The following is a 19,890-nucleotide window of genomic DNA, read 5'->3' as shown; positions in this document are numbered from 1 at the left end:
ACGACATTCGGTCGAGGTCGCGCCATTCTGTGGATAACCCGCGGAGTTCAGTCGTCGTAGGCATCCCGGCCGCGAAGGCGGTCGATCTCGCGACGCTCGCGCTTGGTGGGGCGACCTGCGCCGCGATCCCGCACGGCGAGCATGGCCGATGGCTCCCTCGGGGAGTGCGGTCTTCATAGGCGGTGACGGCGACCGGCGCGCCGACCCGCTTCGACAGGGTCTGCTTCACGATGAGGATGCGGTCGAAACCAGACATCCGCACCCTCACCTCGTCGCCCGGCTTCACCGTCTGCGCCGCCTTGGTCCGCTCGCCGCCCACGCGCACGTGGCCGGCGCGGCAGGCGGTCGTGGCGGCAGAGCGGGTCTTGTAGATGCGGATCGCCCAGAGCCAGCTGTCGACACGGACCGGCTTCACGGCATCCATCAGCTGCTCTTCTCCTTCCGCAGCGCGACGATCGCGCCCGCGATGATCAGCCCCTGCCCGAGTGTGTAGGTGAGCATCACCGCCGGACTCGTCCAGCCCGGCATCATGTCTGGGAGGAACAGACGGAACGCGAGAATCGAGTCACTGGCGAGGAAGAACGCGCCGCCCGTCGCGATGATCGCGTTGCCTCGGGCGGAGGTCGCCGCGGTGCCGGCGAGAACGAGTCCGTACGCGGCGACGGCGAAGAACAGACCGCCGATGTGCGGGCCGAGGACGATCAGCATCCCGACCCACCAGGCTGCGTAGATCAGCGTCCACCAGGGCAGACGGCGGATGCGCGTGAATCGCAGGAAGACGACGATGTAGGCGATGTGCGCGATGCCGAAGAACAGCAGCATGAGGGGCAGCTCGGGGCCGTCGGGGAAGAATATACCGGCGCCGTCGCCGAGCCATGAGAAGAGCAGAGCCGCGAGCAGAAGTGCGATCGTGATCCGCGGCCGGAGTCTCGGAGCGGCGGCGAGAACAGGCAGCGCGAGCAGCGGCATCAGGGTCAGTTTCGTGGGCGCGGCGAGTGAGCTCTGTGCGGCGAGAGCGCTGACGTGGACGATGGCGAGAACGACGTACGGGGTCCAGACGGCGATGTCGAGAGGACGGATGCTGCGGGGCATCCACCCATCGTATTGAGCCGGTCAGCCCTCGACGGTGACTTCGCCGATCTGCCCGTCGACGCCGAGGTGCACGGCGGGCCAGTATCCTTCGGGGAAGTGCCGCCCGCACGAGTCGGTGAAGTGCAGCACCGTCGCGTCGTCGGTGATCTCGAGGGTGTCGAGCACCAGATCGCCTGCGCCCTCTTCCAGCTCAGTCGGCGAGGGGTCGCCATCGCTGAAGTGGGTGATGATGGCTTCGGATGCTCGGCGCCGGATGCCGTCGAGATCAGCCACGACGGCATGGACGCGGGGGATGAGGGCTCCCACGGCATCGATGTCGGCTCCGTCGATCATCACCTCGAGCTCGCGGCCATCGACCGTCAGCGCGCCCGAGTACCAGTCGTGCGTGACGACGTCGCCATCGTCGAGCGTGGTCTCGGCGCGCGAGAGGATGCCGAGTTCCGGATCTTCGATGGTCGGATGCTGGGTGCTCATGCGGCCACCGTAGCGCCTGACCGGTCTGCGATCAGTCGGCCAGGCCGCGCGTCACGAGGACTCGTCCTCCCGTCAATGTCGGGCCCTGGTCGAATCCGGCGGCGAGGAACGTCGACAGCGTGCCGTGGAAGAGGTCGTTGGACCGATGGGATCCGGTCGACGTGTCGACGGGGTAGGCCTCGATCATGCGCGCACCGGACTCTCGGGCAAAGTCGAGGGCGGATGCCAGCAGCTCGGCGTTCAGACCCTTGCCACGGTGCTCTTTGCGTACGACGAAGCAGGTCACGGCCCAGACGGAGTCGTCGTCGAGCGGCTCGGCGGTGGCTGCGAGGATTGCGCGCGTGTTCAGGATGCGCTGCTGCACCGTGCGAGGGCCGACCCGGATCCACCCTGCGGCCTCGCCATCGACATAGGCGATGAGGCCGGGGGGAGGGCCGGCGGCGACCTCGTCGTGCAGCATGTCGCGCCGTTCGTCGAGCGACGTCGCCTGCCAGACCTTGTTGCGCACGACGGGCCAGATGCACTGGCAGCTGCGCCCATCGCCGCCGCCTGACAGCGAGTGCTGCACGTCGTCCCACCGGGTGATCGTGGCCGGTTCCGTGGTGATCGTCGCCATGCTCGCACGCTACGCGGAGGTGCCGACATCGGCAACGGATCCCGCTCGTGGATGCCGTTCGCCACGCCCGACTTCATCGGTTCGCGATGGCTGAATCCGTCGGCTAGGATAGTGGAGTTGCCCGCGCGAAAGCGCGGACTGCCACGGGCTGTGGCGCAGCTTGGTAGCGCACTTGACTGGGGGTCAAGGGGTCGCAGGTTCAAATCCTGTCAGCCCGACGTAGACGTAACGAGGAGGGCTCTCGATTCGCAAGGATCGAGGGCCCTCCTCGTTCGTCTACTCGCGCTTGTAAAGCGGGGCCACGCGGCGCCGAGAGGCTCCGCGCGCCGCTTGCCCGCCCGACGTTCGCCGATCTCGACGACGAGCGGCGCGTGGAGGGCGCCGTGGGGATGCAGCCCGACCGAGAGGTCCCGGAAACTCCGGGGTTTCCGGGGCTTTTTCTGTAGGTGGATGTGATCCGGTCATCGAAAACCCACTACTTTGATGCCCTCGCGGCCCTCTCAGGCCGCCGCGCTCCGGCACGGGGAGCGACCGTGCCGGTTGCTCCCGATTCGTGGGTGGGAGCAGGACGCACCTGTTCGGTATGGACACCGAACACAGCCCGGCTGGCAACCCCTGGGGCCTAGAACCCCTGCTCGACGTCGGCGAGCTCGCCGCGTACCTGGGCGTGCCCGTCTCCTCCGTCTACGACTGGCGCGCTCGCGGCCTCGGTCCGCGAGCGTATCGCTTCGGGAAGCATCTGAAGTTCGCGCTCTCGGACGTGCGGACCTGGATCGAGCAGCAACGCGACCCCGAACCGCCTGTCTTTCCAGAGGGGGATGATCCGATGAGCCGGCAGCGCCTGACCATCGGCACTTTCGGAGAGATCGGCCACCTCGTGAGATGGCCTGCTCAAGTCGAGCCCCGGTATCCTCGGTTCGGAACCTGCCACGTTCGACCGCGCCACTCCGGACTGAGCGGCAAGCGTCCGCGCACATGCGGGTTTTTGCGGCGCGTGCACCGACCTCGTGCTCTGCGAACTGGGCGCGCCGGGGTACCCCGCGATCCTCCTTGCCGTGCCGCACCAACCTCACCGCCACCTGGTGTATCGCTGACCATCGAGGATGGTGATTGAGAATGGTCCACCCCGAGTTTGTGTCCCTGCTGGCGGAGCATGGTGCAGTTCTTCGTCGACGGGCCGACGGCGGTACTGCACGTTCTTCACACTTGGAGTCACGAGGCCGCGATTCGGCACCGATCTCGTCGTGTTGACCAAACTGCGTCGTACAGGGAAGCTTTGCGCAAGACACTGACACGGCCGAACTAGCGGTTGAGCGAACCGATACGACCGTCCACCAGGATCTGATCTGGCAGTCTCTCATCTACGACACGGTTGGGTTGCGGTCCTCGATCGCCCGACTTGTCCGAGCACACGGAATACTTGATCTCAAGATCTAAGCGGCTCGGGAGGGTACGCATGCTCTATCGCAACGCTGCGCGAGCCTTCATCGCCGAGCTTGCCGAGATTCGTTCGATTGGGCGACCGGTGAGAGTTCGCGGACTGCCGACTCACGAGCGCCTCGCACGTGCTGTGACTTTGGCGCGGCCAACGGAACGATTCATCACGATACCGGGTCGTCGTAACGATGTGTTCGCGACCATCGCCGAGACGATGTGGGTGCTCGCTGGGCGCAATGACATGGAGTATCTAGCCCGCTATCTCGGCCGCGCGCTGCAATTCTCGGACGACCAGGTGACGTGGCGGGGAGGCTATGGGCCACGGTTGCGCGACTGGAAAGGAGTCGATCAGCTGGATGAGATCCGCAAGCTCCTCCGTTCGGACCCTCAGTCCCGCCGGGCGGTCGCTGTTTTGTTCGATCCGGCGCGCGACTTCGCGGATACGCTCGATGTGCCCTGCAACAACTGGCTGCACTTCCTCATCAGGGATGGCAGAGTCCACCTCAACGTGACCGTGCGTTCCAACGACATCCTATGGGGGTTCTCCGGCATCAACACGTTCGAGTGGAGCGTGCTGCACGAGATGATGGCCTTCTGGCTCGGTGCGCGAGTCGGTCACGTGTCGTTCTTCATCTCATCCCTACATCTCTACGACGAGCGAAACGGGCAAGCTGACCGCGCGCTCGCCGGGTTTGGCGGCGCCACCGGCTACGAGGAGGCATGGGTGGGCGCTCAGTTTGGGACTCGATGGGAGGACTTCGCGGGCGTGCTCGATCTCTGGTTCGATATCGAAGCTCGGCTGGCATCCGGGGAGGACTGTTCCGAGGAGATCGCTGGCTTCCCCGACCCGTTACTGCGTCAGTTCCTTCAAGCGATCGCGATCAAATGGGCGATCGTCGCAGGTGCTGACGGCGCCCGGCAGCGTGAACTCGTCGACGATCTTGGCCACAGTGACATAGCGTTCGCGCTTCATGAACAACTGTTCCGAGACGCTGCTCAGCTACTATCCCAGCCCGTCTCCACAGTGGAGTGGGTAGACCTGCGCGAGTCGGTCATCGCCTTGCATCGTTCTAAGGACGCCGCCTACGGCAACTCGTGGAAGAAGCGAGGAGAGCTGATCAGCATTGCCGCCAACCTCGCCCGCAAGATTGATCGCATCGATCAGGTGGTGGGTGGTGCGGCAGCCGGGAGAGAAACCCTTCTGGATACTGCGGTCGATCTCCTTGTGTACGCGGTCAAATATGAGACCTTCCTCGCGGACCAGTCAGCCGACGTCGCTAATCATCTCTTCACGAGCGGCGGTGAGCGGTTTAGCGACGGCCCGAATGGTTTCGAGGAGCTCATGCGGGCGCGTGACGTCGACGGAGAGGTCAGGACCGCCCGTGCGGAGGCCGCACGGGCCTCGACGGCGTTCAATGAGCTGGATGCCTTCCTCCAACTCCACCCGCAGGGTGAGTGGATGGAGAAGCTTGCATTGGCCGAGCGCCTGACGGCGACCGCGTTACGCCTCTTGCTTGCAGTCGCGCGGTCCGACCCGGATGGAGCCCACACGCTGCGCCGCGATGCGGTGCGGTCATGACGGCGGTTCTGGTCGGCAGCGACGCATCCGGGGGAGATGATGGAGCGAACCATTGGACGACGGGTCGGAATTGCATCTCCCACGAGAAGCGAATCACCGTAGGCAGCGCAGAGCGGAGACGGGCACGGGTTATGCGAGCACCAACTCCCCGGGACGGGGTCTACGAGATCTATTGGAAGTTCGCGGCTGAGCGCCAGCATGTGTTTGAGGCGCGCATCGCTGGGGCTCCCGGGCCGTGGACGCAGGACCGGATTCTCCAGGAGTACAAGTTCTGCAACGTCTATCGGGCTGCTGACCGTGTCAGCCAGTACCTCATCCGTGATGTCGCTTACCGCGATGACGACTCAAGCCCTGCCGATCGTCTGTTCCAGATCGTCGCGTTCCGAAACTTCAGCAATGTCAGTACGTGGGAGACCGTCGTCGAGATACTTGGCCGGTCGCCTCGGATTGCCGATCTAGACTCGGGTTTGTTCGAGGCTGCGCTCACCGAGGCGAAGAACCGCAACGGAGGCCTCTACACAGGGGCGTTTATCCTCTGTGCCACGGACGTTTACGGTCGAAAGGCCAAGCATCTGAACCATGTAGAGCTGTTCCGGGATATGTTCGTGCGGTCGCGCCTTGCCGAGCGGGTTCTTGAGGCGGAGTCGCTGGAAGAGGTCTACGACCTGCTCCACGCTTTCCCTTTGATGGGGGATTTCATGTCCTATCAGATGGCGATTGACCTGAACTATTCGGAGCACGTGAACTTTTCTGAGAACGACTTCACGAAGCCTGGCCCGGGCGCTTTGCGCGGCATCAAGAAGGTGTTCTCCGACCTGGGGGGTCTTACGCCGCAAGAGGTGATCATGTGGATGGTCGACAATCAGGAGGCCGAGTTCGCCCGTCTGGAACTTGACTTCAGCGGCCTCTGGGGCCGGCCGATACAGGCGATCGACGCTCAGAACCTCTTTTGCGAGACGGACAAGTACTGCCGTGAGGCGGTTCCGGAGCTGGCTAGCGCGAGAAGCCGGATCAAATCGCGGTACGTCTCCACGCCCGAGCCGATGACGCTCTTTTTCCCGCCCAAGTGGGGGATCAATGGCCTCCTTCCTCAAAACGAGGTGCTGGGCGATGAGCTCGTGCGTGCGCGCGTCCTCGAGCCCATGTTCTAGATGAGAGCGTGGCGCTCACGCGGTTGATGTTGCGGGCTGGTGACGCCGTGGCCAGTCGTGCGGGCGTCCCTGCACTCCCGGTTCGAGTGATCGCACCCACTCGATGATCGCAGCGACGTGCTCGTCGGTGAAGTTGCTGCGGTATGCAGGTGCCGTGTGCACGAGGTCGAAGCCGTAGTCGTTGCGCAGCGATTCGGGGATGACCGGGCCGTCTCCGCCGAAGTACACGAACTCGTCTCCGAGCATCACTCGTTCGCTTTTCGTGTCGCGCAGCATGTGCCGCGCCTCTAGTGAGCCGTCGGCTTTGCTGTGGCGGGAGTCCTCCTGTATCCATTCACCGTCTGGATCCCGGTGGTAGATGTTGTCACCAAAGTGCTGCATGCGGCTGCCCCGAAGGTTTGGCCGTTTCTCGGCGAAGCGCTCATCATCCCAATATTCCTGGAAGCTCACGATCTCTGCGACGCGCATCGCGTAGACGAGGTTGCCTGCTTTGCCGTTCGGCCGGGAGCCGGTGCCGACTATCCAGTCGTCGACCTGGGCGACCTTGCGGATGTCCTGCTTGCAAGTGGCAAGAGAGCAGACACCGTGAAAGGGATTTGGCGCGAACCCGACGTCGTAGCGAACGATGTAGCTGAACACCTTCACGCTCGACATCCCCGTCAGCAGGCAGCCCGCGGGATGGACTGTACAGGCGCGGGCGTACCGCTGGGCGCTGTCCAGTTGTCCTTGCCCTCAAGCGCGTCGATGATCGCCTGGGCATCCCAGTTGACGACCGCGTTCGCGTAGTCGTCAAGCGGTTCGGGCATGTCGTCGTGCGTGGTACCTGGTGCCCAGACTCCGACGATCCGCTTGTCGGGGAACTTGCGGGCGTACTCGATCTCCCAGTCAACCCACTCGTGGTTCTTCGTGTCGGGGGAGATGATGACGATGATCTTTCCCGCCCATCGGATCTGGTCCGCCAGGAGCTTCCTGATGTAGTCGGGGCTTTTCGCGTTATTCGGGGTCTCGCTCGTGATCGAAGAGTCTCGAATCTCGGCTCCGCTGCCGGCGAGCATCTTCTTGAGATCTCCGACCAGCGCGTCGTCCTCGTGACGATGGCTGATGAAGATATTGTGTTGGTCGCTCACGTCGGGCTCCTCCCTTCCAGGGATAGTCTACTTTTGGCCACCGACATCGCCCCGATGAGGCGGCGTTTCGAGAGGAGAACATGTGCCGATCCCGCCGATCCTTGACGTATTCGTCGTCTGGCACCCTGACGACGTGATCGGCGCCGAGCGATTCGGAGAGCTCCACGAGCACTTCCATAGTCCGGCCTTTTCGGGACTGGCCGGCGGCGCCGTCGAGGTGTACGGGCGCAGCGATCCCTGGGTGGACGGAGCGTCGCCACGGCCCTTCGGCATTGCAACGCCACTCGGCGAGGGGCTTCCGCCCGCGCAGTTCAACGCGATCGTCCCGATCGTCGACACGAACTTGCTCCGTGCGGCGGCCGAGGTGGCCAATCCGTGGGGCGCATATCTTCGCGAGATTGCCGAGCTGAATCGGAGGTCTGGCGTAGGTGTCTACCCGGTCGTGGCCACAGGCTTGCAATGGGGTACCAGCATCGTCAATCAGATCCTCGGCGGTATCCAGACCCTGCCCGCTGACGTCAACACGGATGGTGGCCTGTTCGGGCGCGAACTGGCGCAGGCGATCACCCAACAGATCCAGCGGGAGGCGAACCTCCCCGCACGGTTGACGGTGTTCGTGAGCCACACGAAACACCGTTCTTCCGAGGAAGTTTCTCATTCCGGCCCCGCAATGTTCGAGCGTGTACGTGACCACATCCAAAAGTCTCACCTGTCGGCGTTCTTCGACGCGCAAGACATTCAACCCGGTGGCGATTGGGAGAAGACGCTTGAGGGCGCCGCTGGTAACAGCGCGCTGCTGATGATCCGCACCGACGTGTACGCCGCACGAGAATGGACGCAACGTGAGGTCCACGCGGCGAAGCACAGCGGCATGCCAGTCGTCTGCATGTACGCGCTCACGGCCGGGGAGGAGCGGGGGTCCTTCCTGATGGACCACGTCCCGTCGGTGGTCTGTGACCTCGCCGATCCAGATCCAGGCGTCGCCCTTGCGCTCAACAGGCTTGTCGACGAGACGCTCAAGAACACTCTTTGGCAAGCGCAGACGTCCTATCTCTCGGAGGACGGGTTCGATTGGCTTCCTGCGCAGTCGCCTGAGCCAACCACACTCGCCCCCTGGCTTGCTTCACATCAAGAGACGCAGCCAGATGATAAGCACCTTTGGGTTATTCACCCTGATCCGCCGCTTGGGCCCGCGGAGCGAGAGGTGCTGCTGCAGTTGTGCGCGGTGGCCGGCTATGACGTCGACGTCGACATCTTGACGCCCAGGACGTTCGCCGCGCGCGGTGGAGCACTCAAATCATGAGCGAGCCCGCCCTTATCTCGCGAGATGCTCTTTCGGGCCATAAAGTCGCTTTGTCGGTCTCTGAGAGCGCCGATCTCGCCCGTCTTGGTCTCACTGAGCAACACTGCCGGCTGGTGGTCGCCGAAGTAGGCAGAGCGATCATGCTCGCGGGAGGGACCGTCGTGTACGGTGGTCACCTCAATCCAGGTGGCTACACCGAGATCCTGATCGAAGAGGCCCAACGTTTCAGCAGCGGACGATCCGTGCTTGAGATCACGCTTGCCGAATCTGAGTACCGGAAGCTCACGGCGGACGAGCTGGTGGCGGCAGACCGGAATCTCGGTGACGTCGGCAGACTGACGTTGGTTTCCGAGTCGTGTATGACGGTGCCGATCGCACGCGCCCTGGACGGTTCCTGGACCCAAGACGCTGGCAACGCGTTGATCGCGATGCGCGAGCATGTCGCGAGAGCAACAACAGCTCGCCTGATTGTCGGGGGACGCCTCGCGGGCTACGTCGGCGCGGAACCCGGCGTCATCGAAGAGGCGCGTCTGACGATTCAGTCCGGGGGTCTTCTCCTCGTCGCCGGAGGGTATGGTGGTGCGGCTGCGGCAGTCGCGCAGCGTCTATATCCGCAGTACTTCGAAGGCTGGGCGCCTGGCGCATATCCGGCTCATGCTCATGATGCAGAGGTCACAGGTGCGCTTGACAACTTGCATGATGCATACATGAGTGCAGCCCCCGAACCTGACATCGACGAAGAGCTACTACGAATCCTCACCATCAGCCATAGACCAGCCGATATAGCGCGTGCCACCGTGCGCCTGCTCTCCGAGGCGGCACACTAGGTTGGCTCGTTGGCGTGAGTATCAAGAGCAGGCAGCGGGGCTCTTTCGGGAACTTGGATTTAACGTTCACACTGACCTGCGGGTAACAGGAGCGCGTGGCAGCCACGACGTCGATGTCTACGCGAGCTTCGAACGGGCTGGTCTGGTTGTGAACTGGATCATCGAGTGTAAGCATTGGAAGCGCCCAGTCGACAAGTCCCACGTACTAACCCTGAGGTCGATCGTGGAGGATGTTGGTGCAGATCGCGGGATCCTGCTCTCAGAATCCGGAGCTCAAAGCGGCGCAGTTGCAGTCACACACAAGAGCAATGTGCACGTCACGTCGATCGTCAATCTCAAGACTATGGCAGCCGATGAGATCGTTCTGGAACAAGTTCGTGCTCTGCCCAGAAGAGTCGCGATGGCGCACGCTCGATACTGGGCGCTCTCCAAGTCGCATCGCGAAGCGTATGGACTTCGGCCTGAGGGTGCAGCGGGGGGCTATAGCGGCGCTGTTGTCCTGATGCAGATCAAGGACGTTCTCTTCAGCACACTGGCGGAGCAGTACCCCCCGCGGGGAGACGTATTGCCCAACCTTGGCCTCCACAGCCCAAACGAAGCGCTCGCATGGGTGTACCCGCAGCTGGCGGACCTCGAGCTGAAACTCGAAATGGCAGAGAAGGCTCTAGCCACCTGACCAACTCGCCGGCCGCGGTGGCCGTTGATGGATGACGGGGCAGTTGTTGGTCGCTGGGGCGCATCCGGGCACGATCAACTGTCTTTGCTTCACGCGCTTGAACTCCAACTGTGTATGCGTGTTCACCCGAGGCTCTCAGTTCAGCGTGGAGATGCCGTCCGTCCCGGACCCTCGGGAGCACACATCGTGCAGCTCCCTCGCCTCAGGTTCTATCGTTTCCTCATGGCAATACCCGACGCCCAGGCATGCCCTTGCGCCAGTGCGCATCGGCGACTCATGGACCTCCATGAGGATATTCACCGAGCCATCGAGAACTATCTCGACGAGAACGAGTTCCGACGGTGGCTCAATTCAGCCATCCAGAACTCGCGCGGCGTGACCTTCCTCCTGCAGAAGCAGAAGGTCAAGTGGGCCGAGTTCGATACCTGGTACGGTGACTGGCAGAGTAGGGCGCGCGAGAACCCGGTTCTTGGCTGGGGCGTGACTGCCAGAAACCGGATCGTCAAGGAAGAGGATCTCGCTACGCTAAGCCAGGCGGTAGTGGGTGTTTACGACACCCATCGCCGCGGATACGAAGACGTGTTCGTGGTGCCGCCATCTACGTCGCCGGAGACGATCATCGCGTCATTCGTCAAGCTGGCGGAGCAGGACGGCAAGAAGCGAAAGGGGTGGATCCGCATCGAGCGACGCTGGATCGACGACCAGCTCCCCAATTATGAGCTGGTCGCTGCGCTTCGTGAGATGTATCGAGCAGTAGGGAAGGCGGTCGAGCTTGCTCACAAGGCCAGTGGCGTGGACGCATGCCTCGCCCCGTCATTCGCTCGGGAGTGTGTCACGAGCAGAATAGATCTTGATTTTCACTGTCTCGGATCGGGGAACCCTGTGCCCACGATGATGCTCAATCTTGAGTCCGGAGAAGTCGCAACGGTTGGCTTCCGTGGCCTCGAGCGCGACAACTCTGAGGATTTCGCAGAGTTCGGTCGCCAACACTACGGCGAGCCGCCGCGGTTCACTACTGACCCCATTGCGCATGTTGACGAAAGGATGGAACTCTCCAAGCAGTTTCTCAAGGCGGATGGCTACGCGGGTCCGATTCTGATGCTGTTTGGCAACGGCGGGGGACGGTTGTTCCCTATTGCGTTCGGCGAAGACGAGCCACGCGAAATGAAGATCGCAGCCGTGCTCGAGTCGGTAGGTGCATGGCAGTTCAATGGCGCGGTGTTTTCGTCGGAGACGTGGATCGGTCTTCCTGGCTCGAAGGGCGAGCTCGTGGGTGTGCCCAAAAGTCGTTTGCTACCAAGCAACCGAGAGTTCTTCAGCGAAGACTCGAAGGGAGGTGCTCGCGACGAAGGCCTAATCGTGGTCGGCCTTTCGGCGGATGGACGGCAGCGGGTACTCACCCAGCCGTTCGGTCGGGTCCTCGGGGGTTACGTATTCGGGCAGCTGCTGGTGAACGAGATGTCCGTGCCTACGTTCCTACGTCCACTATGGGAGCGGTGGCGTTGATGGAGCGATCGGAGAATCGAAGTGCTATTCCAAGTGCCGCTACTAATGGGACCGACGGGGAGTTGCGCCTTGGCCTCGGGGAGCGGCAAATCAGGTGACCAACAGCCGGCACGTCGTTCGGCGGCTCGACGACGCCGAGAACTTGTTGACCAGATTGGTGACCAGAAACCCCCAGAATGGCCCGTATCAGTCGTTGACTGCCGGCGGTGTTGTTGCCATGAGAACCGCGGAATTTCCCGGAATCTCGTCCGATCGGCACTCAGGCACGACGGACTCAGAGCCCGTCAGTTGTTCTTGGCGCGAGTCTGAAGCCAGACCCATCAGAAACCCATCTGAATCAGCCGCCAAGAACCACCACCGACCGGCTACACTCGAACCAAGCGAACCGCCTGGTTCCCTGGAAACACAAGGGAATCCGCGAGTTCCCGAGACGTTCGGCGGAGACCGGAAATCGACCGGTTCCTCCAAGGGGTCGCAGGTTCAAATCCCGTCAGGCCCTCACTCGGGTCTACTCGCGTCCGCAGCTCGGGGCCGAGCGGCACCAACAGGCTCGGCGAGCGGCGGCCCGTCCCATTCTCCGCGGGGGAGTTCGCCCCCTCGTCAAGGCGCCACAAGCACCGAGATCACATTTCCCGCGGGGTCCTTGAACCACGCGATCTCGGGCCCCGACGCCCCGTCCGGGCCCATGCGCGCGATGCCCTTCTCATCGGTGCCGAAGTCGGGGTCGGTGTAGATCTTCGTGACCACGCCACGGGCGTTGAGATCGTCGACGGCGGCCTCGACGTCAGCCACCGCGAAGTTCAGGACGGTGTAGGTCGCCGGCACGTGGTCGGGCTTGTCGTACACGAAGAGCGAGCCGCCCTGCGGCAGACCGATCTCGAGAAAACCCATCGGGTTGTTCGAGACCTGCATGCCGAGAGTCTCGCCGTAGAACGTGCGGGCGGCGTCGAGATCGTCGACGCTGAATCCGCTGAAGACCCGCTCGGGGTTGAATGCGCTCATATGCCAATGGTGCGCCTGGATCTGACGCATTTCCACCGGTTCTGCGGACGGTGGTCGAGGTCGTGAAAGACCCCCAGCATATGTGAGTGCGGCGCGGTGGCATCCCGCATGATGGATGCCATGACGACGATGCTCCTGCTCGCCGACACCCACATCCCCGCACGGGCGCGACGCCTCCCGAGCGCGGTGCTCGAGGCGGTCGACGCCGCCGACATAGTCGTGCACGCCGGCGACTGGGTCGACCTGGCCACACTCGACCTGCTCGAGGCGCGATCGAAGACGCTCCATGCGGTCTACGGCAACAACGACGGCCCCGCACTTCGCAAGCGCCTCCCCGAGATCGCGCGCTTCGCCGTCGACGGCCGAGAGTTCGCGGTGATCCACGAGACAGGTGCGGCTCGCAAGCGCGAGGAGCGGATGGATGAGGCGTTCCCCGGCGTCGACGTGCTCGTCTTCGGGCACTCGCACATCCCGTGGGACGCAGTCGCGCCATCCGGCATGCGTCTGCTCAATCCCGGCTCACCCACAGACCGGCGCCGCCAGCCGGTCTGCACGATGATGCTCGTCCGGATCGACGCCGGAACCCTGGACGTCACCGTCGTTCCCGTCGAGCGAGACTCCGCCAGCAGCACCACGCGCGGCGAACCATAGCACCGCCGTCATTCCGCGAGAATAGTCGCCCGATTTCCCGTGATGCCGAATAGGCTCCAGAGAAGCGGGGCGTTCCCAGGGGTCCCGCACTCGATCCGCGCCTCCGGGTGATCTCTCCCGAATCGCACCCACGCGCGGTGATGGGCGGATGTATGACTGCGCAGGCGCTGCTGACGGCACCGGTGCTCGGCATGGGCTCTTCGCTTATCGAGCCTGTCGCAGGCGACCGCGGCGACCGCGGCGACCGCGGCGACCGCTCCGGCCGCGCCGTGCCCCGCCTGACCTGGGTGCTCTGCGCCGGCCTGCTGCTGTGCGGATCGATCCTCGTCTCCGCGGCGACCACGACCGACGCCGAGTGGTGGCACCTCTACTTCAGCCGACTCGGCATGCGTGGCGACTTCTCGAGCCTCATGTTCAACAGCGGACTGTTCCTCAGCGGGGCGATCATCGCCGGTTCGTCATGGGTGCTGCGTATGCGGCTGCGCGAGCTGGCACCGGCGACCGCACGGGTGCGCCTGGCGACGGCGATCATGCCGCAGGCGGTCACCGGACTCGGAGTCAGCCTGCTCGCGATCGGCCTCTTCCCGCTCTCGGTTGACCCGGTGGCGCACGAGTGGGCCACCAACGGTGCCGTGCTGTCGTTCGCCCTGCTGCTGCTCGCGCACCGCGCTCTGCTCTGGCACCTGTCCGCGCCCCTCCGCCGCGCAACGGTCGTCAACGCGATCGTCATGATCTGGGCGCTCGCCGCCGTGAAGGCTGAGGCGATCTCGCTCACCGTGTTCGAGGCGATCGTGTTCGCCGTCATCCTCTGCTGGGTGCATCAGCTCGAGCACGTGGTGCGCGCCAGCAGCAGTCGCCGCAGCGCTACAGGCAGCGGTCAAGCAGGCAGCACGCCGCCCCTCGCCCTGGCCACCACGATGCCTCGCCGCGACGTCGCGAATCCGTCGAGCATCTCCCGCAGCTCACCCGCGTCGACGTCGGCGCCGAACGCGTCGGCGCCCGGTTCGAGCATGATCCCGGATGCCAGTCCGCCTGCGATCACGGGATCGAATCCCAGGTCGTCGACCAGGCGCGACACGACCTCGAGGTCGTCGGCGGACTCCCCGGCGATCGCGATCGCCTTGCGCCCGGATGCCCCGGCGGGCCGCGCCTCGTCCTCCACGTCCTGGTACCCCATGTGCCCGAGGCCTTTCACGACCCGGGCTCCAGCCAGGTGCTTCTGAACCAGCTCGCTCGTCGACGTGCGGGGGTCGTCGAGATCTGGACGATCGCCGTCCGCACCCCACCAGTAGTTCATGGCGTCGATCACGAGCATCCCGCGCATGCTCTCCGCCGGCAGCGTGCGATAGCGGCCCAGCGGAAGGGCGAGCACCACGGCATCCGCCCCCGCCACGACGTCCGAGACGGAAGCCGCCTCGGCTCCGATCGCCGACATCGCCCGCGCGATCGGCGCGGGGTCGCCCGAACGGGCGATGAGCACCCGGTACCCGGCATCCGCCGCCAGAGCCGCCAGCACACGCCCCAGACGGCCGGCGCCGATGATGCCGAGCGTGCGGATCGGCGAAGTGACAGTCACCCCGTCATCGTACGGCCCGGCTCTCCGGCGCCGACGCGGCGTGCTCAGTGGTCGCGCAGCATCTTGATGAGCTCGGCCTTGCGCTTGTCGGAATAGCCCTCGAGGCCGAGCTCTTTCGCCCGCTTCTTCAGCTCGTCGACCGTCCAGTCGTCGTAGTCGCCGGACTCGCCGCCTCGCCGGCCGACCGCCGATCGCCCGTCCCTGGCAGCCGCGTTCGAGATGCGCGCCGCCTTCTCCTTCGATGCGCCGTCATCGCGCAGCTTCTCGTACAGCTCTTCGTCCTTGAGCTCTGGCTGGTTCGGCATGGCCGCCTCCTCGGATCGTCGGACGTCGCACTCAGCGACGGGCACGACGATACGCACCGTCGCGACCGCGCCGAACGGCCTTGACAGCCCCGATCGCCCGACCTACCCGGCGCGGCTCACTCCCAGATGGCCTCGACGACGCGCGGCGGATGCTCGCCCGCGTCGTACACGCGCACCCAGTGCACGTCGACCACGACGACCTCGAATCCGACATCCAGCGCGCGCGATCCGGGGAACCGCTCGCTGTACACCTCGCCCAGCCGCCAGCGCTCCTCGTCGCGCGCGACATGGGCGCGGCCCTCGAGCTGCACCGACGTGTCGGCGCCGGTGACGGCCAGCGCCACCCGCGGGCGCTCGCGGATGTTGCCCACCTTGCGCGAGTCGCTCGTCGCGTCGAACACGAGCACGCCCTCGTCGGTGGCGGTGAGGCCGACGTACGCGGCCTGCGGCGCGCCGTCGGCGCCGATGCTGGCCACCACGCCCGATCCGCACACGCGGACGAAGTGCGCGACGGCGGCGCGATCAGAGGCATCGATGGTCATATATCGACGGTACGCGCCTCACCCGGCGAGGGCGAGAGGTTCTTGTGTGGACCGCGTCATGTGACGACGGTCGTCGCCCGCTCCCATGACTCCACCGGTCCGGGCACGACCGTGAACAGCGGGTGCGCTGTCGGCGACGCGGCGCGCCAGCGCACGGCATCCGTCGGGCTGCGCTGGTCGAGCTTCGCGCCCAGATGCATCCACTCGAGTGCCAGCTGCCCTTCCGTCACCGGGATGCGGGAGACCGGTGAGGCAGGCGCGAGGATGCGCGTTCGATCGAAGCGGTAGCTGCGGGCGTCGGCCTCGTCCGCGATTCCTGACAGATACGCGCCGACGGAGGCGAGCGGGTCGGGCTGAGTGCGGAAGCGCTCGAGCTGCGGATGCCTGGTGTACCCCTTCGTGCGCCCCGCGAGCACCGCCTGCGCGAGCAGGGTCTCACGCCAGCACGCGACCAGGGCGGCCCGGTCGAGGTGCGAGGGATGCAGCGACCAGATCCTCACCCGCGACCCGGTCCTCGCGATGGCTCGGCATCACGGCGGCTGAGCTTCGACGGCCACCAGATCGCGCGACCGATGTCGTACCCGAGCGCCGGTACGAGCAGCGACCGCACGACGAACGTGTCGAGCAGCACACCGAACGCGACGATGAACGCCAACTGCACGAGGAACAGGATCGGGATCACCGACAGCGCCGCGAACGTCGCGGCCAGAACAAGCCCGGCTGAGGTGATCACCCCGCCCGTCACCGACAGTCCGCGCAGGATGCCCTCGCGGGTGCCGTGCCGCTTCGACTCCTCGCGCACCCGCGTCATCAGGAAGATGTTGTAGTCGATGCCCAGCGCGACGAGGAAGACGAAGCCGAAGAGGGGCACCGCGGGATCGGCACCCGGGAACTGGAACACGCCGTTGAACAGCAGCGCCGCCACACCCATCGCCGAGCCGAACGAGAGCACGGTCGTGAGGATCAGCAGCACGGGCGCGACGACCGCTCGCAGCAGCAGCATGAGGATCACGAGGATCACGCCGAGGATCACCGGGATGATCAGGTTGCGATCGTGGATGGATGCCGTGTTCGTGTCGACCGCGGTCGCGGTCACTCCACCGACCAGTCCGCCCATGGGTTCGAGGGCGGAGCGCAGCCGCTCGACCGTCGCCTCGGCGTCAGCCGAATCGGCGGCATCGGCCAGCGTGCCCTGCAGCAGGACGCGGCCGTCAACGACCGTCGGATCGGGAGCAGGCGAGCCGGGAGGGCCGAAGGCGGTGATGCCGTCTGCGGTGACCGGAGCGCTGCCAGACGGTGAATCCGCCGCCGTCACGCTGACACCGTCGACGCTCTCGTCGGCGAGCAGCACATCGGCGGCATCCTGAAGCCGACCCTCGTCGACGAGCACGTACGCGGGACTGCCCGACCCGCCCGGGAAGTGCTCTCCGAGCACCTGCTGCCCGTCGCGTGCCTCGGACGCGCCGAGCACGAGATCCGATTGCGGCACCCCCTTGGCATCCAGCTGCACGACGCCGACCGCCGCGACCGCCAGCACGATGGCCGTCGAGATCCAGATGAGACGAGGGCGGCTGCGGATGCCGCGGGCGAGGCGCGGCCACAGACCGCGACCCTCCAGCGGATCGACCTCCGCGACCCGCTCCGGTTCGTACGCCGGACGCTTCGGCCAGAAGGCGGCCCGCCCGAACAGGCCGAGCAGGGCGGGAAGCAGCGTGAGCGCGGCGAGCATCGCGAACACGATGCCGATGGCAGCCACGGGGCCCAGCGTGCTGTTCGACTTCAGGTCGCTCAGCAGCAGGCACAGGAGGCCTGCTATGACGGTGCCGCCGGAGGCGAGGATCGGCTCGAAGGAGCCGCGCCACGCCGCCGCCACGGCGGCCCACCGGTTCTCGGTGCCGTGAAGCTCCTCGCGGAAGCGCGCCACCATCAGCAGCGAGTAGTCGGTCGCCGCGCCGATCACGAGGATGAACAGGATGCCCTGGGTCTGCCCGCTCAGCAGCAGGATGCCGAACTTCGCAGCCCACCAGACGACCAGCAGCGCCACGCACAGCGCGAACAGGCTGGTGCTCAGCACGACCACGGGCAGCAGCAGGGAGCGGTAGACGATCACGAGGATCACCAGCACCGCAGCCAGCGCCACGAGCAGCAGGATGCCGTCGATGCCCGCGAACCCTGCGACGAGATCGGCCGTGAATCCGGCGGGACCCGTGATGTACACCTCGACCCCATCGGGGACGGCGTCGCGGAGGTCGGCGGACAGGGCGGTGGACACATCGCCGATATCGGCATCCGTGTCGATCGGCACGAAGGCCTGGGCGGCGAGCCCGTCGTCCGAGACGATCACGGGGGAGGAGCCGTCCTTCACACCCTCTGCCGTCGTCGCATCCTCGAGGGCGGCGGAGAGGTCTTCCGCCAGCGCGTCGTCGATCCCGCCGTCGGCTGCGAAGACGACCACCGCGGGGATCGAGTCGGAGCCGACGAAGTCGTCGAGGGCTCGCTGCACCTCGGTCGCATCGGCCGAGTCGGGCAGATAAGTGGTGCGGTCGTTGGAGGAGACCTCGTCGATCTTCCCGAACAGCGGCCCGCCGAGCCCTGCCCCGGTGAGCCACAGCAGGATGAGGGCTGCCGAGAGCAGCACCCTCCAGAGTGTTCTCGGCTTGTGCCGGTCGGCGCGAAGCTCGGCCCGTGTCGTCATGTGCATCCCCTCGTAGACCACTCCACGCTATCGGCCAGGGAAAAAGTGCTCGGAGCCCTTGACAGGCCTAGCATGAGGGCATGCAGAGAACACTCGTCATCTCGGCATCCGCGCCGGTGCCGCAGGGCAACCGCGTCGAGATCGCCCAGGCGGCCGACGGAGTCGTCGTCGCCGTCCGGGATCTCGACCGGGGCATCCAGTATCAGGTGCGGGACGTGACCCGCGAACAGCTCGACGTCTGGCGCGCGGTCGTGCGCGACTGCCGCGTGACCGAGTCGGCGAGGGGTGCGCGCACTGCCCTGACCGTGGCCTTCACCGACGCGGCGTCGGCCGCGGAGGAGGCGCTCAGCGAGGCGGATGCCGCGGCCGCGGCGGCGAAAGCGGAGTCGGACCGCTGGGGCGGGGCCGACAAGCCGCCCGCCGAGGTTCCCGACCGGTTCTGGTGATGACACCCTGGACCCGCGCCGTCGATGCGGATGCCGGCCGAGCGATGATCGCCGCGGCCGCATCACGAGTGCGGGCCCGAAGGCTGGCGGTGCAGCACTGGGCGGAACCCGAACCCGAACGCGGTGAGATCTGGCATCTCGTCGACGACCCGGTGACGGTGTGGGCGATGCCGGATGCCACCGGCGCGCTGCTGCTCGACATCGATGTGCCCGTCCGCGACGGCGTCGATGCGGCGCGGCTGCGGCGGTGGCTCGCCGAGCTGGCGGCCGTCGCCGGGTGGACAGGCAGCTGGCGGGTCGGGGTGCTCGACCACGACCCGCTGATGGCATCCCTCACCGCGGATCCGGATGCCAGGCACGTGGCGACCAAGATGCAGCTCGACGTGCGCACCGTGGCCGAGCCGTCCGGCGTGCACCTGCGCGCCATGGACGACGTCGACTACGCGGCCTACCGGGAGCGCGCTGACGAGGAGTACGCGCAGGAGCGTGTCGCCGCCGGTGCCGATCCGAGCATCGAGGCGGCCCGTGCGACCGCGGCCGCGCAGATGGCCGAGATGCTTCCCGACGGGCCCCGCACGCGTGGGCAGCGGATGTGGACGGTGCGCGACGGTGCAGGCGAGCGCGTCGGCATCCTCTGGGTCGCGCTGCGCGACGGGTTCGGGTTCATCAATGACATCTCGCTCGACGAGAGCCGGCGAGGGCAGGGCATCGGCACCCAGGTGCTGCGTGCCGCCGCGGCGGAGATGCGGGCGGTCGGGCTCGGCGTGCTCGCCCTCAACGTCTTCGGCAGCAACGACGCCGCACGGAGGCTGTACGCCCGCGAGGGGTTCCGCGAGACCGAGACGCTGTGGTCTGTCCCGATTCCGGCGGCATCCGTCGCGTGAG

21 protein-coding genes, 1 tRNA gene and 1 pseudogene are annotated in these 19,890 nt (G+C 65.7%); 11 read left to right on the top strand and 12 right to left on the bottom strand.

Translation table 11 applies throughout. The features are described 5' to 3' along the window. Window positions 1-47 precede the first annotated feature (47 nt). The 4 genes and pseudogenes from hslR to FVO59_RS16075 form a co-directional block, all read right to left on the bottom strand. A pseudogene (hslR, locus tag FVO59_RS16090) lies at window positions 48-424 on the bottom strand (Hsp15 family ribosome-associated heat shock protein). Next, complete coding sequence (locus tag FVO59_RS16085) at window positions 424-1,092, bottom strand: lysoplasmalogenase family protein (protein WP_182253534.1); 669 nt, start codon at window positions 1,090-1,092, stop codon at window positions 424-426. The pseudogene hslR and the gene FVO59_RS16085 overlap by 1 nt, the downstream one beginning before the upstream one ends. Before the next feature lie 21 nt (window positions 1,093-1,113). Then, window positions 1,114-1,566: a hypothetical protein gene (locus FVO59_RS16080; protein WP_182253533.1), complete on the bottom strand. Its 453-nt coding sequence runs from the start codon at window positions 1,564-1,566 to the stop codon at window positions 1,114-1,116. Between the two features lie 31 nt (window positions 1,567-1,597). Continuing rightward, entirely contained in the window at window positions 1,598-2,182 is a 585-nt protein-coding gene (locus FVO59_RS16075; protein WP_182253532.1) for a GNAT family N-acetyltransferase, read from the bottom strand. A gap of 144 nt (window positions 2,183-2,326) precedes the next feature. Here FVO59_RS16075 and FVO59_RS16070 point away from each other — a divergent pair. The 4 genes from FVO59_RS16070 (at window position 2,327) to FVO59_RS16055 (ending at window position 6,349) form a co-directional block, all read left to right on the top strand. Then, window positions 2,327-2,400: transfer RNA gene (locus FVO59_RS16070), tRNA-Pro, on the top strand. A gap of 365 nt (window positions 2,401-2,765) precedes the next feature. After that, window positions 2,766-3,296 carry a helix-turn-helix domain-containing protein gene (locus tag FVO59_RS16610; RefSeq protein WP_259363312.1) on the top strand — a complete coding sequence of 177 codons (531 nt, stop codon included), beginning with the start codon at window positions 2,766-2,768 and terminating at the stop codon, window positions 3,294-3,296. Window positions 3,297-3,638: 342 nt separating this feature from the next. Next, window positions 3,639-5,198, top strand: a complete 1,560-nt coding sequence (locus tag FVO59_RS16060; protein WP_182253531.1) for a thymidylate synthase — start codon at window positions 3,639-3,641, stop codon at window positions 5,196-5,198. Then, window positions 5,195-6,349: a nucleotide kinase domain-containing protein gene (locus tag FVO59_RS16055; protein ID WP_259363311.1), complete on the top strand. Its 1,155-nt coding sequence runs from the start codon at window positions 5,195-5,197 to the stop codon at window positions 6,347-6,349. Before FVO59_RS16060 ends, FVO59_RS16055 begins: the two co-directional genes overlap by 4 nt. Before the next feature lie 15 nt (window positions 6,350-6,364). Here the strand turns inward: FVO59_RS16055 and FVO59_RS16050 are convergent, their stop codons facing one another. Further along, window positions 6,365-6,994 carry an Nmad2 family putative nucleotide modification protein gene (locus FVO59_RS16050; protein ID WP_182253530.1) on the bottom strand — a complete coding sequence of 210 codons (630 nt, stop codon included), beginning with the start codon at window positions 6,992-6,994 and terminating at the stop codon, window positions 6,365-6,367. Between the two features lie 14 nt (window positions 6,995-7,008). Further along, on the bottom strand, window positions 7,009-7,476 hold the full coding sequence (locus tag FVO59_RS16045; RefSeq protein WP_182253529.1) for a TIR domain-containing protein: 468 nt from the start codon (window positions 7,474-7,476) through the stop codon (window positions 7,009-7,011). Window positions 7,477-7,558: 82 nt separating this feature from the next. Between FVO59_RS16045 and FVO59_RS16040 the strand changes: the two genes are divergently transcribed. Genes FVO59_RS16040 through FVO59_RS16025 form a run of 4 tightly spaced genes read left to right on the top strand, consistent with a single transcriptional unit; the run spans window position 7,559 to window position 11,788 of the window. Further along, window positions 7,559-8,779, top strand: a complete 1,221-nt coding sequence (locus FVO59_RS16040) for a toll/interleukin-1 receptor domain-containing protein (RefSeq protein ID WP_220465686.1) — start codon at window positions 7,559-7,561, stop codon at window positions 8,777-8,779. Then, window positions 8,776-9,606, top strand: coding sequence for a hypothetical protein (locus tag FVO59_RS16035; protein ID WP_182253528.1), 831 nt, complete (start codon window positions 8,776-8,778; stop codon window positions 9,604-9,606). Before FVO59_RS16040 ends, FVO59_RS16035 begins: the two co-directional genes overlap by 4 nt. Then, on the top strand, window positions 9,569-10,282 hold the full coding sequence (locus tag FVO59_RS16030; RefSeq protein WP_259363310.1) for a restriction endonuclease: 714 nt from the start codon (window positions 9,569-9,571) through the stop codon (window positions 10,280-10,282). Before FVO59_RS16035 ends, FVO59_RS16030 begins: the two co-directional genes overlap by 38 nt. Before the next feature lie 27 nt (window positions 10,283-10,309). Next, window positions 10,310-11,788, top strand: a complete 1,479-nt coding sequence (locus tag FVO59_RS16025) for an Ea47 family protein (RefSeq protein ID WP_524538369.1) — start codon at window positions 10,310-10,312, stop codon at window positions 11,786-11,788. A gap of 600 nt (window positions 11,789-12,388) precedes the next feature. Here FVO59_RS16025 and FVO59_RS16020 read toward each other — a convergent pair. Further along, entirely contained in the window at window positions 12,389-12,790 is a 402-nt protein-coding gene (locus FVO59_RS16020) for a VOC family protein (RefSeq protein ID WP_182253525.1), read from the bottom strand. 120 nt (window positions 12,791-12,910) lie between these two features. Between FVO59_RS16020 and FVO59_RS16015 the strand changes: the two genes are divergently transcribed. Then, window positions 12,911-13,441: a metallophosphoesterase family protein gene (locus FVO59_RS16015; protein WP_182253524.1), complete on the top strand. Its 531-nt coding sequence runs from the start codon at window positions 12,911-12,913 to the stop codon at window positions 13,439-13,441. 877 nt (window positions 13,442-14,318) lie between these two features. On the opposite strand, the gene FVO59_RS16010 is transcribed toward FVO59_RS16015, so the two are convergent. The 5 genes from FVO59_RS16010 to FVO59_RS15990 form a co-directional block, all read right to left on the bottom strand. Next, window positions 14,319-15,017, bottom strand: coding sequence for an NADPH-dependent F420 reductase (locus FVO59_RS16010; RefSeq protein ID WP_220465685.1), 699 nt, complete (start codon window positions 15,015-15,017; stop codon window positions 14,319-14,321). Window positions 15,018-15,061: 44 nt separating this feature from the next. Continuing rightward, window positions 15,062-15,322, bottom strand: a complete 261-nt coding sequence (locus FVO59_RS16005) for a DUF7218 family protein (RefSeq protein ID WP_182253523.1) — start codon at window positions 15,320-15,322, stop codon at window positions 15,062-15,064. A 116-nt stretch (window positions 15,323-15,438) separates the two neighbouring features. Continuing rightward, complete coding sequence (locus FVO59_RS16000) at window positions 15,439-15,864, bottom strand: pyridoxamine 5'-phosphate oxidase family protein (RefSeq protein WP_182253522.1); 426 nt, start codon at window positions 15,862-15,864, stop codon at window positions 15,439-15,441. Window positions 15,865-15,920: 56 nt separating this feature from the next. Further along, a complete protein-coding gene (locus FVO59_RS15995; protein WP_182253521.1) occupies window positions 15,921-16,364 on the bottom strand; it encodes a pyrimidine dimer DNA glycosylase/endonuclease V in 444 nt (147 codons plus the stop codon). After that, the gene (locus FVO59_RS15990) at window positions 16,361-18,559 is read right to left on the bottom strand and encodes an MMPL family transporter (protein ID WP_220465684.1); all 2,199 of its coding nucleotides are present in this window, start codon (window positions 18,557-18,559) and stop codon (window positions 16,361-16,363) included. The genes FVO59_RS15995 and FVO59_RS15990 overlap by 4 nt, the downstream gene beginning before the upstream one ends. 80 nt (window positions 18,560-18,639) lie before the next feature. Here FVO59_RS15990 and FVO59_RS15985 point away from each other — a divergent pair, with 80 nt between their 5' ends. Both FVO59_RS15985 and FVO59_RS15980 read left to right on the top strand, forming a co-directional pair. Further along, window positions 18,640-19,005, top strand: coding sequence for a hypothetical protein (locus FVO59_RS15985; RefSeq protein ID WP_182253519.1), 366 nt, complete (start codon window positions 18,640-18,642; stop codon window positions 19,003-19,005). Beyond that, a complete protein-coding gene (locus FVO59_RS15980; protein ID WP_182253518.1) occupies window positions 19,005-19,889 on the top strand; it encodes a GNAT family N-acetyltransferase in 885 nt (294 codons plus the stop codon). The genes FVO59_RS15985 and FVO59_RS15980 overlap by 1 nt, the downstream gene beginning before the upstream one ends. Window position 19,890: the final 1 nt, after the last annotated feature.

It is taken from the genome of Microbacterium esteraromaticum (genome assembly GCF_014084045.1).
Classification (GTDB): domain Bacteria; phylum Actinomycetota; class Actinomycetes; order Actinomycetales; family Microbacteriaceae; genus Microbacterium; species Microbacterium esteraromaticum_D.
Note: the sequence above shows the minus strand (reverse complement) of the source record. Positions and strands in the feature narration are given on the sequence as shown.